At 62.8% G+C, this 15,047-nt stretch carries 12 protein-coding genes; 9 read left to right on the top strand and 3 right to left on the bottom strand.

The genetic code is table 11. From position 1 onward, the window contains the following. Positions 1-186 precede the first annotated feature (186 nt). Complete coding sequence (locus VIG32_00510; protein HEY8296493.1) at positions 187-2,085, bottom strand: multicopper oxidase family protein; 1,899 nt, start codon at positions 2,083-2,085, stop codon at positions 187-189. Between the two features lie 260 nt (positions 2,086-2,345). Between VIG32_00510 and mfd the strand changes: the two genes are divergently transcribed. From mfd to VIG32_00495, 3 genes are all read left to right on the top strand, one after another. Then, positions 2,346-5,861, top strand: coding sequence for a transcription-repair coupling factor (mfd, locus tag VIG32_00505; GenBank protein HEY8296492.1), 3,516 nt, complete (start codon positions 2,346-2,348; stop codon positions 5,859-5,861). Positions 5,862-5,866: 5 nt separating this feature from the next. Further along, a complete protein-coding gene (locus VIG32_00500) occupies positions 5,867-7,255 on the top strand; it encodes a SpoIIE family protein phosphatase (protein HEY8296491.1) in 1,389 nt (462 codons plus the stop codon). A 122-nt stretch (positions 7,256-7,377) separates the two neighbouring features. After that, positions 7,378-8,298 carry a peptidylprolyl isomerase gene (locus VIG32_00495; protein HEY8296490.1) on the top strand — a complete coding sequence of 307 codons (921 nt, stop codon included), beginning with the start codon at positions 7,378-7,380 and terminating at the stop codon, positions 8,296-8,298. Positions 8,299-8,445: 147 nt separating this feature from the next. Here VIG32_00495 and VIG32_00490 read toward each other — a convergent pair whose 3' ends face one another. Further along, a complete protein-coding gene (locus tag VIG32_00490; protein ID HEY8296489.1) occupies positions 8,446-8,835 on the bottom strand; it encodes a hypothetical protein in 390 nt (129 codons plus the stop codon). Between the two features lie 27 nt (positions 8,836-8,862). Here VIG32_00490 and mazG point away from each other — a divergent pair, with 27 nt between their 5' ends. The 3 genes from mazG to VIG32_00475 all read left to right on the top strand — a co-directional run bounded on the left by mazG (position 8,863) and on the right by VIG32_00475 (position 10,576). Further along, positions 8,863-9,792 carry a nucleoside triphosphate pyrophosphohydrolase gene (mazG, locus tag VIG32_00485; protein HEY8296488.1) on the top strand — a complete coding sequence of 310 codons (930 nt, stop codon included), beginning with the start codon at positions 8,863-8,865 and terminating at the stop codon, positions 9,790-9,792. Then, positions 9,762-10,169, top strand: a complete 408-nt coding sequence (locus tag VIG32_00480; GenBank protein ID HEY8296487.1) for a hotdog fold domain-containing protein — start codon at positions 9,762-9,764, stop codon at positions 10,167-10,169. Before mazG ends, VIG32_00480 begins: the two co-directional genes overlap by 31 nt. An 80-nt stretch (positions 10,170-10,249) precedes the next feature. Next, complete coding sequence (locus tag VIG32_00475) at positions 10,250-10,576, top strand: GIY-YIG nuclease family protein (protein ID HEY8296486.1); 327 nt, start codon at positions 10,250-10,252, stop codon at positions 10,574-10,576. Between the two features lie 498 nt (positions 10,577-11,074). Here the strand turns inward: VIG32_00475 and VIG32_00470 are convergent, their stop codons facing one another. Continuing rightward, positions 11,075-12,478: an MATE family efflux transporter gene (locus VIG32_00470; GenBank protein ID HEY8296485.1), complete on the bottom strand. Its 1,404-nt coding sequence runs from the start codon at positions 12,476-12,478 to the stop codon at positions 11,075-11,077. Positions 12,479-12,511: 33 nt separating this feature from the next. Between VIG32_00470 and VIG32_00465 the strand changes: the two genes are divergently transcribed. From VIG32_00465 to gap, 3 genes are read left to right on the top strand one after another with little or no spacing between them, the layout of a single operon-like run. Beyond that, entirely contained in the window at positions 12,512-12,835 is a 324-nt protein-coding gene (locus tag VIG32_00465) for an RNA-binding S4 domain-containing protein (GenBank protein ID HEY8296484.1), read from the top strand. A 6-nt stretch (positions 12,836-12,841) separates the two neighbouring features. Continuing rightward, positions 12,842-13,762 carry a DNA-binding protein WhiA gene (gene whiA, locus VIG32_00460; GenBank protein HEY8296483.1) on the top strand — a complete coding sequence of 307 codons (921 nt, stop codon included), beginning with the start codon at positions 12,842-12,844 and terminating at the stop codon, positions 13,760-13,762. 16 nt (positions 13,763-13,778) lie between these two features. Then, positions 13,779-14,792 (top strand): type I glyceraldehyde-3-phosphate dehydrogenase, encoded by a 1,014-nt coding sequence (gene gap, locus VIG32_00455; protein ID HEY8296482.1) that lies wholly within the window; start codon positions 13,779-13,781, stop codon positions 14,790-14,792. Positions 14,793-15,047: the final 255 nt, after the last annotated feature.

Genomic DNA, 15,047 nt, shown 5'->3' with positions numbered 1-15,047 from the left:
TTACCGGCAACGCGCCCACGAAGAAGCCCGTCCATCGTAACGCCCCGACCGATCCTCACGCCACACGTTCACGACAAGCACGCACGCGCGCAAGCAGTGCTTCCGTCCCTTTCGTCCTTCGACAAGCTCAGGATGACAACTTGTCATGCTGAGCTTGTCGAAGCATGAGCTTGTCGAGCTTGCGCGTTACTCTACGCGGATGGTGGCCATCATGCCGTGGTCTTCGTGGTAGAGCATGTGGCAGTGGAAGACGAACGTGCCGCGGGGGACGTGGCGGAAATCGAGGAGCACTTTGGTGATGCTGGGGCGCACGAGCGGATAGTTTGGATCGCGCGGATTGGGCAGCAGCTTGCCGACGGGAACGAGGGCTACGTCGACGGTTAGCGGGACGCCGTCCTGGTTCGTTTCATTTACGAACGACATCTGATGTATGTGGAATGCGTGCACTTCCATCGTGGTGTTGATGAGGTACCATTCTTCCACCGCGCCCGCTTTTACAACGATATCGGGATTCTCCGGCACGGTAGCGCCCGGCGCGTAGGTGGGCCAAAATGGATGCTCGTGAAATCGCGGGTTGGTTGTATCGGTGATGTAGTACGCGGCATGCAGCGGACTCTTCGACGTCTTTGGAAACGTGTACTCGGTGAACGTGATCGCACGCCGGCGAACGAGCGTGGGATGCGCGCGCGCGAACGCGACGAGTTTTTCGGCGGGCGTGTCGGCGATTGCCATTGGCGCAGAGACGATCGCAGGCGCGCTCGTTCCGGCGCTGGCAACGGCAGCCATTCGCAGCAGGTCGTGATGCAGCTGGTAAAACGCATCGGCGCCTTCGCAATAGTGGTCGCTGCCGAGCGTGAGCGTTTGACCGGCGGTCGCGGTGATCAACACGTCGGCGCGGCCCGACGGTTCGAGCAACAGGCGATTCATCGGGATATACCGTGCGAGCGGATGAGCGGCGTCGCCGGAAACCGGAACGCCGTCGCGCCCAACGATCTGCATCTGCCGCACGTGGCCGAGCGCGTCGCGCAGCACCAACGGTTTTGATGAGTCCGTCGTCGCGTTAACGATGCGGAGTAGTTGCGTTTCGCCGGCCGGTACGTCGAGCGTTGCGGGTGCGTTTGAGCCGTTAACGCTGACAAGCGCTTCGCTCGCGAGCCCATCGCAGCCGTTCGCGGATAACGTTACCCCGCCGGACTTCATCGGGTAGCTTAGCGGCCAGGGCGGCGGATCGAACGCATCGTACGGAACCGGCGCTGCGGGCCGGATCGCGGCGGCGTGTTGGCCCGCTGCGGCGTCAAAGCCGCCTCCCTGCGGCGCAAAGGGATTGTCGCGCACGACCGGCTGCCGGTAGCGCAACACGATCACGTGTTCCGCCGAACGCGCCAATTCCGCCGTATCGGGTTCGACGATCCAGGCACCGGCGAGACCGCCGGCGACTTGCAGGAACGAGGCGCCGTGCACGTGCGGGTGATAGAAATACGTTCCGGGCGGTTGCGCGCGCGGGATCGTGATGCGGTATTCGCACGCGTGCATCGGCGTACTCAGCGTGGAGAGAAAGACGTCTTCTTGCGCCGCCGGTCCTCGAAAGCCGTGCAGGTGAATGTTCGAATCGATCGGCGACATGGGCATGTACCGATCGTCGATCGTGTGATTCAAATAGCCGGTGTAGCGAACGGCCGGCACGACCGGCATCGCCATCGGCATGCATGGCGTAATCGCGGTCGAGGAGACGCGCTCGCCTTTGCTCGCGGTAGTGACGTCGTTCACGATTCGCAGTGCGAACCGCTCGCCGCGCCGCACGCGGATAACGGGCGGCACCGTTTGGACGGCACCGTTCCACGTGTAGCGATAGCAAAATCTTGCGGCGTCGTGATGAACCGCGAGAATGAGTTCGCGATCGCCGGCGGCGTCTACCGGCAGCGTCCAGGCCGCAATATCCGGTGGTTCGACGAGGCGCTGCGACTGAGCCGGGGGGCCGCAGACCGGAGCGGGCCGCGCGGGCGGCGATGCGGCGCTAGCGTTCGGGCCGGCGAGGCCGGAAAATGCGAAAAGCAACACTAGCAGAGCGAGCAAGCGTTTCTCCATGGCGACAACGCTAGCACATCGACAGCCAACCTCAAGAGCCATTCGGCCCGTTGTCGAGGCGAGCGGCTTCGATGGGGGCGGCCTTCGAGGGGGCCGTCCTTTCGACTGGCCCGTCCTTCGACAAGCTCAGGATGACAAAGTTACAAGGGTGTTAGGGTGGGGGTGGTTGGGTTTGTTATAATCTTCGCCCCATGACTAGCGTGCTTGATTCCACGGACCATTCTGCTCGGCCCGGCTTAGCCGGGGCGTTGGTTCGCGCTATGCCGGGGGCTAGCCGGGCTCTGGCGGGCGCGATCGAGCGCTTGCGGTCCGGGCGCGGTGCGTATGCCCTGCATGAAACGATTGCGGCGGCGCGGCCGGCGATCTTGGCGTCGATCTACCGGGCGTTGGGCGATCAGTTGGCGGTCGTGGTGCCGACGGCCGATGTGGCCGAGCGAACGTTTGCCGATCTGCTGTACTACCTCGGCGAGAGCGAGCCCGAAACCGTGGCGTTGCTGCGCGCGCGCGATGAAACCGTAGGCGCGATCGAGAGTCCCTCGGAGCGCAGCGCGCGCATGAGTTTGCTTGCCGACCTCGTGGACCGCAAGCCGCGCATCGTGATTCTTCCGCTTGCCGCGCTGCGCCAATACGTCATGCCGCGCGCCGTCTTTACGGCCGAGCGTTTTACGCTGACCGTTGGTGAAGAGGCGGGCTGGGAGGCGACGCAGCAGCGGCTCTATCGTCTGGGCTACCATCGCGCCGACGTGGTGAGTGCGGCCGGCGAATACGCGGTGCGCGGCGGTATTCTCGATGTCTTTGCCGCCACGGCCGATCGGCCCGCGCGCGTAGAATTCTTCGGCGATAGCGTTGAGAGCATTCGCACGTTCGAATTGGAATCGCAACGCAGCGTCGCCGAAGCGACGACCCTCGAAGTTATTCCGTGGACGGAAATTCTGCGCGACGAACGCTATCGCGAACGCATGCAAGAGCGCTTCGCGGGTCCGCGCAACGTCGCCGACGCCATGCACGCGTATCTCGAAGGCAACGCGGAGTTGCCCGAGCCGTGGCTGAGTTTGGCGTACGACGAACGCGAGACCGTGCTCGACTATTTGAATCCGCACGCGCGCTTGGTGATCGACGAACCGGGAATGCTCGCGACGATCGAGCGCGCGCTCGATGACGAACGCTCGCGCGAGGAGCAGGTGTTGCTCGCCGGCGTTGAGTCCGGCGAACTCTCGGTCGAGGATTCCGAAGTCGGCGAAGTGCTGCTCGCCGAGGTTTCCGCGCCGTATCCGCATCTCGACGATTTGCGCGCGAGCTTTGCGGCGCACGCCACGCTGGTGCTGCCGGGCGGGATCGAGACGGTCGACCCGCAGGCGTGGGTGCCGGTCATCAACGAGACGTTCGTGCTGGAGTCGCAGCCGGCGGAGCATTTCAACCGGCGCATCGAGTTGTTTACCCAACGGCTGCGCGAGTGGCTCGAAGCGGGCGAAACGGTGTTGCTCGTAACCAGCGGCGTCGGGCGTACGACCGATGTGGTGACCGCGGCGGGACTCAGCGTAACGCGCGACCTCTCGTCCTTCGACAAGCTCCCGTCCTTCGACAAGCCGTCCTTCGACAAGCTCAGGATGACAAGGGGCGGAGTGGTGGTGGATCAGGGGTCGTTGGAGGCGGGGTTTACGATTCCGGCTCTGCGGCTGCGCGTGCTTGGGGATAGCGAGATTTATGGGCAGCCGCCCAAGCGTGTGAAGATTCGCGCGGTGAAGGAAGGCGTGCCCGTTACGCTCGCCGATTTGAAGGTCGGCGATTACGTGGTGCATGCGGTGCACGGAATCGGGCAGTATCTGGGCTTGCGCACCGAGACGATTCTGGGGGCGACGCAAGATTATCTCGATCTGAAGTATGCCGGCACCGATCGCATGCTCGTGCCGGTAACGCAGATGCATCAGGTCACCAAATACGCGGCCGGCGAGGGCGGTTCGCCGCGACTCTCCAAAATGGGCGGCGCCGATTGGGCGCGCACGAAATCCCGCGTCTCCGAATCGCTTGCGAAGATCGCCGAAGGACTGGTCGATCTCTATGCGGCGCGCGAACTCGCGCAGGGCCATGCGTTCGCACCCGACACGCCGTGGCAGGCCGAACTCGAAGAAGCATTTCCCTACGACGAAACGCCCGATCAGCTCAAGGCCATCAACGACGCCAAGGCCGACATGGAGCGCTCGCGACCGATGGATCGTGTGGTCTGCGGCGACGTCGGCTACGGCAAGACCGAAGTGGCGATTCGCGCCGCGTTCAAAGCGGTCGCCGATAAGAAGCAGGTGGCCGTGCTCGTGCCGACCACGCTGCTCGCCTCGCAGCACTACCGCAACTTCAGCTCGCGCTTTGCCGGCTTCCCGATGCGCATCGAAGAACTTTCGCGCTTCAAGACCAAAAAAGAACAGCGCGACGTGCTGCGCGACGTGGCCGAGGGCAAAGTCGATATCGTCGTCGGCACCCACCGCCTCTTGCAGAAAGACGTGGCCTTCAACGATCTCGGATTGATCGTGGTCGATGAGGAGCAGCGCTTCGGCGTTATGCACAAGGAGCGTCTCAAAGAACTCAAAACGAGCGTCGATGTGATGACACTCTCGGCGACGCCGATTCCGCGAACGCTGCACATGTCGCTCATCGGCGTGCGCGATCTCTCGCTGATTCAGACCGCGCCGAAGAACCGCATGTCGATCAAGACCGTGGTCGTGCCGGCCTCCGACGCCGTCGTGCAGCGCGCGATTACCGCCGAACTCGATCGCGGCGGGCAAATCTACTACCTGCACAATCGCATCGAGTCGATCTATGCGGTGAAGAACGCCCTCGAGAAGCTGGTGCCGCGCGCGCGCATCGCGGTGGGTCACGGGCAGATGCACGAGCACGAACTCGAGCCGATCATGCAATCGTTTATCGAGGGCGATCTCGACGTGCTCGTGGCGACCACGATTATCGAGAACGGCATCGACATTCCCAACGTCAACACGATCATCGTCCACGACGCCGACAAGTTCGGCCTCGCGCAGCTCTACCAGTTGCGCGGGCGCGTCGGACGCTCGAACCATCAGGCGTACGCGTACCTGCTCTATCAGGCGCACAAGGCGCTCTCCGAAGAGGCGAAGGCGCGCCTCGAAGCGATCCGTGAGTTCACGCATCTGGGCAGCGGTTTGCAGATCGCGATGCGCGATCTCGAGATTCGCGGCGCCGGGAATCTGCTGGGTGCGGCGCAGTCGGGCTTCATCGGCTCGGTCGGCTTCGATACCTATTGTCAGCTGCTGGCCGAAGCGATCGCAACGCGCAAGGGTCAACAGGCGGCGATCGAAGAGCATCGCGAAGCGGTCATCGACGTGAAGATCGACGCATACGTGCCCAACGACTACATACCGCAGGTCTCGCAAAAAATCGCCGTTTACCAGCAACTCGCGAAGTCGCGCACGCAGGCGGAGGTCGAGGAGATCGGAGCGGGCGTGCGCGATCGCTTCGGGCCGCTGCCGACACCGCTGCACAATCTTATTGAGGTAACGAAGCTGCGAACGATCGCACTTCACAAGCACGTGACACGCGTCATCGTCGACGAGAAGCGTCTCACCCTGGGCGTCGGGTCGGGTTTCGAACTCGATCCCAGCGCCATCTCGAAGCTGCAATCGCTTACGAAGAACCGCTTCCGTTTTGCCGAGGGCAAAGTGCTCGTCGATCTGCCGCCGCTGCCCGAGGGGCATCGTGCCGAAGAGCGTTGGATGCCGCTCCTGCGCAACATCTTGGAAGCAATGTAACGCGTTTGGCGAGAATCGACGAACGCCCGCAGCCGCGTATCGAAACCTCGCGCGGGCCGGTGGCGGCGGCCATCACGCTCGGCTCGCTCTTCGCCGTTTTGCTGATCGCTTTTGTAGCCGGTACGTTCGTGCTGCGCTCGACGTTCGGTGAAACGCGCGCGCTTCGCACCACCGAGATCGCCCGCGCGCAGCTCCTGAGCCTCCAACTCGATGAGGAGACCGGCATACGCGGCTACGTCGCCGCTCGTAATCCCGTCTTTCTCCAGCCCTACTACGCCGCGACCGCGCAGTTCCCGGCCGCACTCGCGCGCTTCGAGCACGCTGCGGTCCACGCGCACGTCAACGACGCCGCGCAGCGCGCCGCCCAACTCGGCGCCTACAACGCACTCTGGCAGCGCGAGATGGCGCAACCGTTGCTGCGCAACGCCGCGCCTGCCGACCAAACGGCGATCGCGCTTCGCGGCAAAGGCATCGTCGATCGATACCGGCGTGCCGACGAAACGCTGCGCAACGAGATCGGGCGCGACGCCGACCTCGCGGAGCAGCGAACCACGATCAGCTTAATGACCATCGCGCTCTATCTGTTCCTGGGAATTCTCGCGATCGGCATCATCATCGTGCTGGTCAGCCGCGCGCAGCAGCGCCTGCGTCTGGAGTACGAGCGCAACGCCGCACAACTACGAGCGACGCAACTCGTTGCCGACGCGCTGCAGCAGGCGCTCCTGCCGGGCACGCTGCCGTGCGATCACACCGTCTGTTTCGATGCGACGTATCGGCCGGCATCGGAGATCGCGCAGGTCGGCGGCGATTGGTACGACGCCATCGCGCTCGAAGACGGGCGGTTTCTCTTTTCGCTCGGCGACGTGGCGGGACACGGCATCGCTTCGGCGGTCGTAATGAGCCGCGTTCGGCAGGCGATCCTCGCACTCGCAACCGAGGAAGACGACCCCGCGCGGCTTCTGCGGCAGACCAATCGCGCGCTTCATCTTCAGGGCGCCGACATGATGGTGACCGCGATCTGCGGCTTCTACGATCCGCGCACGCGCACGATTACCTACGCGACCGCCGGACACCCGGCTCCGATCATTTGGAGCGCAGCGCACGGCGCGCGCCTGATGCGGCGCCACGGCATGGCCCTGGGCGTCGACGACGAGATGCCGCTGGAAACGTTCACGCACCCGATCGAGCCGGGCACCCTGCTCGTGCTCTATACCGACGGGCTGCTCGAATACGCGCGCGACTTCGAGGCCGGCGAAAAACGCCTGCTCGCGGTCGTCGATGCAATGGGATCCAGTCTCGACCATCGCCCGGCTTCCGAGATCGCCACGCGAGCCCTGGCCGGAGCGCGGGCGCCCGACGACATCGCCGTACTCACCGCACGCTTCGCGACTTAAGTCTCAACTAGGGGGCGCAACGAAGGAGCGACCGGCCAGGCCGCGAATCCGGCCGCGGTTGCGGAGTTCGCTCTTCGCGCCTTTTATTTGCGATCAACGCCTTCCATCGTTTGGAGCCGATCATGTCGAAAGTCCACCGCCTGCTCGCGGGCCTTGCCACTGCCGTGTTAGCCGTCTCGCTCTCTGCCTGTTCGGGCAGCAGCAGCGCGGTGATGACCGTCAACGGTCAAGCGATCACCCACAGCCAGTTCGATCAACAGCTCGAGAACAGCCCGGCCTCGCGTCAGGTTCTGCAGCAAACGGTCACCAACACGCTGCTCGATCAGTACGCCAAGGATCACAACATTACGGTGACCGACGCCGACTACGCCAAGATCGAAAATACGTATAAGACGCAGTACCCGAACGGCCAGTTCGACGCACTGCTCAAAGCGCGCGGCATGACCGAGCAAGATTTCCGCGACCTGATTCGCCCGCAGATCATCATCGATAAAGCGCTCGGGGCGAACATCAAGGTCAGCGACGCGCAAGCCAAGGCGTACTTCGCCAAGAACCACGCCGCGTTCGATACGCCCGACGAAGTGCACGCGCGCCACATCTTGGTCACCGATCTCGCGACCGCAAACAAAGTGGAAGCCGATCTCAAAGCCGGCAAAAGCTTCGCCGACGAAGCCAAGAAATATTCGCAAGATCCCGGCAGCAAAGATAAGGGCGGCGATCTCGGCTGGCAGCGTAAGGGCGGCCTCGTACCGGCCTTCGAGAAGTACGCGTACTCGGCGCCGTACAACCAAACCAGCCCGCCGATCAAATCGCCCTTCGGCTATCACATCATCCAAGTGATCGAACGCAAACCCGCCAAAGTCGCGAAGTTTGCCGACGTGAAGGATCAGATCATCGCGACGCTGCGTCAGCAGCAAGAAGCGCCACTGGTTCAGGCCTTCATCCAGGGCCTCGTGCAGAAGGCGAAGATCGAAAGCAACGATCCGAAGTACGCGGGACTCTTCCCGAACGCGACCGGCTCGCCGGCGCCGGCTTCGCCCTAGTCCTCGCTCGCGCATCTCATCGACGGCTCCGGCGCCTGCCGGGGCCGTCGTCTTTTGTGGCGAAAGGCGCCCCCGACCATGCTCGTGCGAATCGTGGGCCTCGGCCCCGGAGACCCCGCTCTGCTCACCCTCGGCAGCCTCGAAGCGCTACGCGCCGTCGGCCGCGCCGTCACGCTCCTCGCGCCGCCCGACCTCACGAAATTCCTCACCGAGAACGGCATCGAGATCCGCCGCGATCTCGTAGACGACCCCGCCCTGCTCGTCCGCGGCAGCACCGAAGAGATCACCCGCTTCGCCGACCGCCTCGCCGCCCTTCGACAAGCTCAGGATGACAAGGGCGCCCTTCGACAAGCTCAGGATGACAAGGGGGTCCTTCGACAAGGTCAGGGTGACAAGGGGGTCCTTCGACAGGCTCAGGATGACAAGGGGGTCCTTCGACAGGCTCAGGATGACAAAGGGGAGGGTCAGGTCGATGGGCGGGTGCTTCGACAGGCTCAGGATGACAACGCACTTGTCATGCTGAGCTTGTCGAAGCACGGGGACGATGCGCTTGCGCTTGGCGTGTTGGGGAACCCGCTGTCGGACTTTCCCGGGCTGCCGCCGTTGTTGCGGGCGCTTGAAGCGCGGGGGATCGCGACGCACATCGTTCCCGGGATGCCGCGCGCGACGCTCTCGGCGGCGATCACCATGCCGCTGGTTCCGCTGCCGCCCGCATCGGCGCATCACAGCTGGGACGACCTCATCGAGATCATGGCTCGCCTGCGTCAGACCTGTCCGTGGGATCGCGAACAGACGCATCGCACGCTCGTGCCGTATTTGATCGAAGAGACGTACGAAGTGGTCGAAGCGATCGAGAACGACGATCGCGCGGGCCTCTGCGAAGAGCTCGGCGATCTTCTCTTGCAGATCGTCTTCCACGCGCAACTCGGCACCGAGACCGGCGCGTTCAGCGTAGCCGACGTGGTCGACGCGCTCTCGAACAAAATGATCCGCCGGCATCCGCACGTTTTCGGCGACGCCGTAATCGAAGATGTCGACGCGCAGTGGAAGAATTGGGAGCAGCTCAAATCGCAAGAAGCGACGGGGCGCAAGCGCAAGAGCCGGCTCGACGGAATTCCCCGCCATCTCGGCGCGCTGCAACGCGGGCAGCGCATGCAAGAAAAGGCCGCGCGCGTCGGCTTCGATTGGCCCAACGTGCAGCAGATCGTGGATAAGCTCGCCGAAGAGTTGGGCGAACTCGCGGAGGCGCGCCGCGCCAAGCAAGACGATGCGCACGTACGCGAAGAACTCGGCGACGTGATCTTCACGCTGGTCAATCTCTCGCGCGGCCTCGGCATCGACGCGGAGGCCGCGATGCGCGAAGCGAACGAGAAATTCTACAAACGCTTTCACTTCATGGAGCAGCGCGCCGCGGAGGCTGGGAAAGCCCTCACGGACATGTCGCTCGACGAACTCGAGGAATTGTGGCAACAAGCAAAGATCCAAGCAGCCTGATTCGCCTGCGCATGAGCGCCCACGACGCGCACTACGGCGGCAATCTCGTCGACGGCGCGCGCATGCTCGCGCTCTTCGGCGACGTCGCAACCGAACTGCTCATCCGCATGGACGGTGACGAGGGCCTCTTCGTCGCCTACGATAGCGTCGAGTTTCTCGCACCCGTCTTCGCAGGCGACTACATCGAAGCCGAAGGCTGGATCGATTCCGTCGGCAACACCTCGCGCAAAATGCGCTTCGAAGCCCGCAAAGTCATCGCCGCCCGCCCCGACGTAAACGAAAGCGCCGCCGACATACTACCCGAACCACTCCCCGTCTGCCGCGCCACCGGCACCTGCGTCACCCCAAAACCCAAAAACCGCAACCCGTCATCCTGACCCGTCGAAGGACGAGACTGTTCACGCGCCGATGCTTCTGCAGCCCTTGCTGTCGCGGGTCGTTGGCGCAATGGTTTCGCATGAAGCGTTATTACGTTTACATGCTGCTTTGCGCGGATGAGAGTTACTACGTCGGCGTTACGAGCAATCTCGAGCAGCGGCTAGCGCAGCACAATGACGGCTGGAGCCCGACCTGCTACACGCACGAGCGTCGTCCGTGCCGGCTCGCTCACGTCTCCGAGTTTGGACAAGTCGACGACGCGATCCGGTGGGAGAAACAACTCAAAGGCTGGTCCCGCAAGAAAAAAGCCGCACTCGTTAGCGGCGACTGGAAACGCATCCAAATGCTCTCGCGCAGCCACGCCTCGAACAAGCCCGTCCTTCGACAAGCTCAGGATGACAAATGACGACACGCCCTCTGCTTGTCATGCTGAGCCCGTCGAAGCATGAGCCTGTCGAAGCATGAGCCTGTCGAAGCATGAGCCAGTCGAAGCATGAGCTTTGTCATGCTGAGCTTGTCGAAGCATGAGCTTGTCGCTTGCCGTCGTTCTTCGACGGGGTCGTCCTTCGACAGGCTCAGGATGACAAGTGACGCCACGCCCTCTGCTTGTCATGCTGAGCTTGTCGAAGCATGAGCCTGTCGCTTGCCGTCGTCCTTCGACAAGGTCGTCCTTCGACAGGCTCAGGATGACAAAATGGCGACACGCCCCCTGTTTGCCATGCTGAGCCTGTCGAAGCATGAGCTTTGTCATGCTGAGCTTGTCGAAGCACGAGCTTGTCGCTTGCCGTCGTCCTTCGACGGGGTCGTCCTTCGACAGGCTCAGGATGACAAAATGGCGACACGCCCTCTGTTTGTCATGCTGAGCCTGTCGAAGCATGAGCTTGTCGTGCTGAGGGCCGGGCAATTATACTAGGCGTTCGTGGGTTTTCTTTTTCCAGACGAGTTTGTAGTAGGCGAACTGTAGTGCGAGGCCGGTGCAGAAGGCGATGGGGTAGCCCATCCATACGCCGTTTAGGCCGTAGTGATGCATGAGGATGTAGGCGGCGGGGACTTCGACGCCGACGATCGAGAAGACGCCGATGACGGTCGGCCAGAGCACCGTTCCGCTCGAGCGCATGATGCCGCTTAGCACGCTGGTGTTGCCGAAGACGACGTAGCTCCAGAGCGTGATCATCAGCAGACCGTGCGCGATATCGAGCGTGTGCGTGTCGGTGATGAACCATCCGAGCAGGATCCACGAAAAGGCGTAACAGAGCACCACGAAGATGCCGCTGACGATGTAGCTCAACGTGATGCCGGAATGAATCACGCTCGAGAGCTTGTCTTCGCGACGCGCGCCGATGCATTGGGCGCCGAAAATCGAGGCCGCGATGCCGATGCTGATTGCGGGAAACTGCACGTAGCCGACGACTTGGTTGACCGCGCCGTAAGCGGCCGTCGCCGACGAACCGAAGCGATTGACGAACGTAATGACGGCGATCTCCGCGAGCGCGACCGTCACCACTTGAATCGCCGTCGGAATGCCGATGCGTACCATCGTTACGAAGATCTTTCCGTCGATCTTCAAATCGGCGAAAATCTCGCGATCGAAGCGCAGCGGATGTTTGATGTACTGCAGGTAGCCCAGCAGCGCGGCGAAGGCCACGCCATTGGCGATGAACGATGAAAGCGCGGCGCTGGCGATGCCCATCTGCGGCAGGCCGACCCATCCCCGAATGAACGCCGGCGTCAACACGATCGAGAGCACCGTGCTGATGATCAGAAAGTAAAATGGCGTCGTTGAATCGCCGGTACCGCGCAGAAACGTCGTGTAGACGATGTACGGAAAAAAGATCGGCAGATACGCGAAGACGATACGCGAGTAGACGACCGAGTCGTCGAGAATGTCGTGCGGCGTACCGAGCATCTGCAGCACGGGGTAGGTAAAGATCAGACCGACGATGCCGACCACCACGCCCATGATCAGGCTCACGGAGAGCGTCGTTCCGGCCACGGCTTTCATTTTGTGCGTATCGCGGGCGCCATAGGCTTGACCGATCAGAACCGTGCTGCCGCTCGAAAGCCCGATGATAAACGACACGAGGAAGAACAGAACCGGGAAGAGCGCCGAAACGGCGGCCAGCGCGTGCACGCCGATCATGCGGCCGAGGAAGATGCTCGAGAACGTCTGCGAGGCCGACTGCAGCACGTTGCTCAGCATCAAGGGGATCAGGAAGACGAGAAAAATGCGCCACATCGGGACGCTCTCGTCGAAAATGTTGAGCCGGCCGCGACCGCGCGCAGCCGGTGATGCCTCTTTCGCTGCCATCGCCCTGGACTTGGCAGGCCGGGTGGCAATCTCATGCGTCCGCAAAGGGGGAAGTGCGCCGCGGGCGTAAGCGCAGGCCCGATGCGGCTGGACAAGTTCATGAAGGTATCGCGACTGAGCAAGCGCCGAAGCGAAGCCCACGAGGCGCTCGAGCACGGGCGCATAACCAAAGACGGCCGTCCGCTTAAACCCGGCTATCAAGTCAAGCCCGGCGACGTGCTGGAGATTCATTACGCGTCCAAGTTCGTGACCGTGCGCGTGCGCGAAGTACCGCTGCGCATGACGCCCGGCGTTAAGTCCGGCGAGTTGTACGAATTGCTCGATGCGCGCAAGGACGAGCCGTCGGATTGGATCTAACGCGCGATGAGCAGCTCGTTTAGCGCCGATACGAAAGACGCGCTCGCGCGCGAAGTGCCGGATGCGCCGCATTGCCGCGAGGCGTTGTTGACGGCGCTCGCGCTCTACGGGCGCGACGCGCGCGGCGAAGCGTTCGTTACGCATCGCAATACGGTGGCACGGTTGTTTCGCGTCCTTCGACAAGCTCAGGATGACAAAGACCAAGCTAAGGATGACAAGGGGCAAGCTCGCGATGACAAGGGGCGGGTTCGCGATGATACGGGGAGGATCGAGAAGGTTGAGGGGACTCGGTTGTTTCGGGCGCCCTCGTATCGCATCGCCTTGCCGGAGCGCTTGCGCGGGTGGCCGAAAAAGCCGATGCACAAGTGCGATCGCGTGATGGAGGCGCGGGCCGCGCTGCTCGCGAGCGGGTCGATCTCGGCCGGCGCGAAGGGCTATCATTTGGAGTTCGTCTTGCCCGATAGCGAGCACGCCGAACGCTTGAGCTGGACGCTGCGCGCGGTCGCGCACGAACCCAAGCGCGTGATTCGCAAAGGGCGCTACGTGCTCTACTACAAGGACTTCGATGCGATCGCCGACGTGCTCGCGGTGATCGGCGCGCACGGCGCGGTGCTGCAGCTCGAAGACGTGCGCGCGCTCAAAGAGACGAAGAATCGCATCCATCGCCTCGTGAACACCGAGGCGGCCAATCTCGAGCGCACGGCGGCGGCCGCGGCGGCGGCGCGCCAAACGATCGAGTTCCTCGCCAGCGCCTACGGCTTGCAGCATCTTTCGCCGGCGCTGCGCGAGATCGCCGAGTTGCGGGTGGAGTACCCCGACGAGAGCCTCGCGGAACTGGGGCAGCGCTGCAATCCGCCGATCGGCAAGCCGACCGCGAACAGCCGTCTCGGCGCGCTGACGCGGCTGGCAAGGCGCCTGCACCGCTAGCGGAGTAACTCCCAGGATGCGTATCGGAATCAACGGCTTCGGCCGCATCGGCAGAAACTTCACCAAAGCGCTCCTCGAGCGGCATCCGGGCGTCGAGATCGCCGCCGTCAACGATTTGACGAGCGCCGCGGAATGCGCCCACCTCTTCAAGTACGATTCGAACTACGGACAGTTCGACGGTACGGTCACCGCCGATGGCGATAGTATCGCGATCGACAAGCATCGCATCCGGGTTATCGCCGAACGCGATCCGGCGAAGATTCCGTGGAAGGATCTCGGCGTCGACGTCGTGATCGAATCGACCGGACTCTTCACCGACGCGAGCAAAGCGCGGGCGCACATCGACGGCGGCGGCGCGAAGAAAGTGATCATCTCGGCGCCGGCTAAAGGCGAAGACGTAACGCTCGTTCTGGGCGTCAACGATCGCGATTACGATCCGGCAAAGCATCACATCATCTCGAACGCGTCGTGCACGACCAACTGTTTGGCGACGACGGTGAAGCCGCTGGTCGATCACCTCGGGTGGATCAAAGGCTTTATGTCGACCATCCACTCGTATACGAACGATCAAAACATTCTCGATGCACCGCATAAGGATCTGCGCCGCGCGCGCAACGCCGCGACCAACATCATCCCCACCTCGTCGGGCGCCGCGAAAGCGTTGCATTTAACGATCCCCGAAGTTGAAGGAAGCTTCGACGGGTTCGCGCTGCGCGTTCCCACGGCTACCGTTTCGATGGTCTACCTGGTCGCCCACGTGAAGAAAGCAACCACGCGCGACGAGGTCAACGCCATTCTGCGCGGGGCGGCGGCGAACGAACTACACGACTACGTGCTCTACACCGAAGAGGAGCTGGTCTCGAGCGACTTCAAGCGTTCGCCGTATAGCTCGATCATCGACTCGAAGCTCACGCAAGCCAACGGCGACCTCGTGCAAGTCTGCGCCTGGTACGACAACGAGTGGGGCTACTCGTGCCGCTTAGCCGATCTCACCGCCAAGATCCTAGAAAAGATCCCCACCACGGCCTAGTGCTAGCAGTGCTTCGAAAAGCTCATGCTTCGACAGGCTCAGCATGACAAGGGGTCGGCCCCCGCCGTTTGTCATCCTGAGCCTGTCGAAGGACGGAGCTTGTCGAAGGACGCCTGTCGAAGGACTTAACCTCGCTCGAAGGATTACGGAATGCTTCCACCACCTGCGTATTTTGCGCTCGACGATGTTTATAAGATCGTCGGGCTTTCGTCGCCTCGGATTTCGCCCGACGGCAAGTCGCTCGTCTTCGTGCGT

The organism is Candidatus Baltobacteraceae bacterium, from assembly GCA_036559195.1.
Lineage (GTDB): Bacteria > Vulcanimicrobiota > Vulcanimicrobiia > Vulcanimicrobiales > Vulcanimicrobiaceae > JALYTZ01.
The sequence above is the reverse complement of the archived record's forward strand: the minus strand, read 5'-3'. Positions and strand labels throughout refer to the sequence as shown.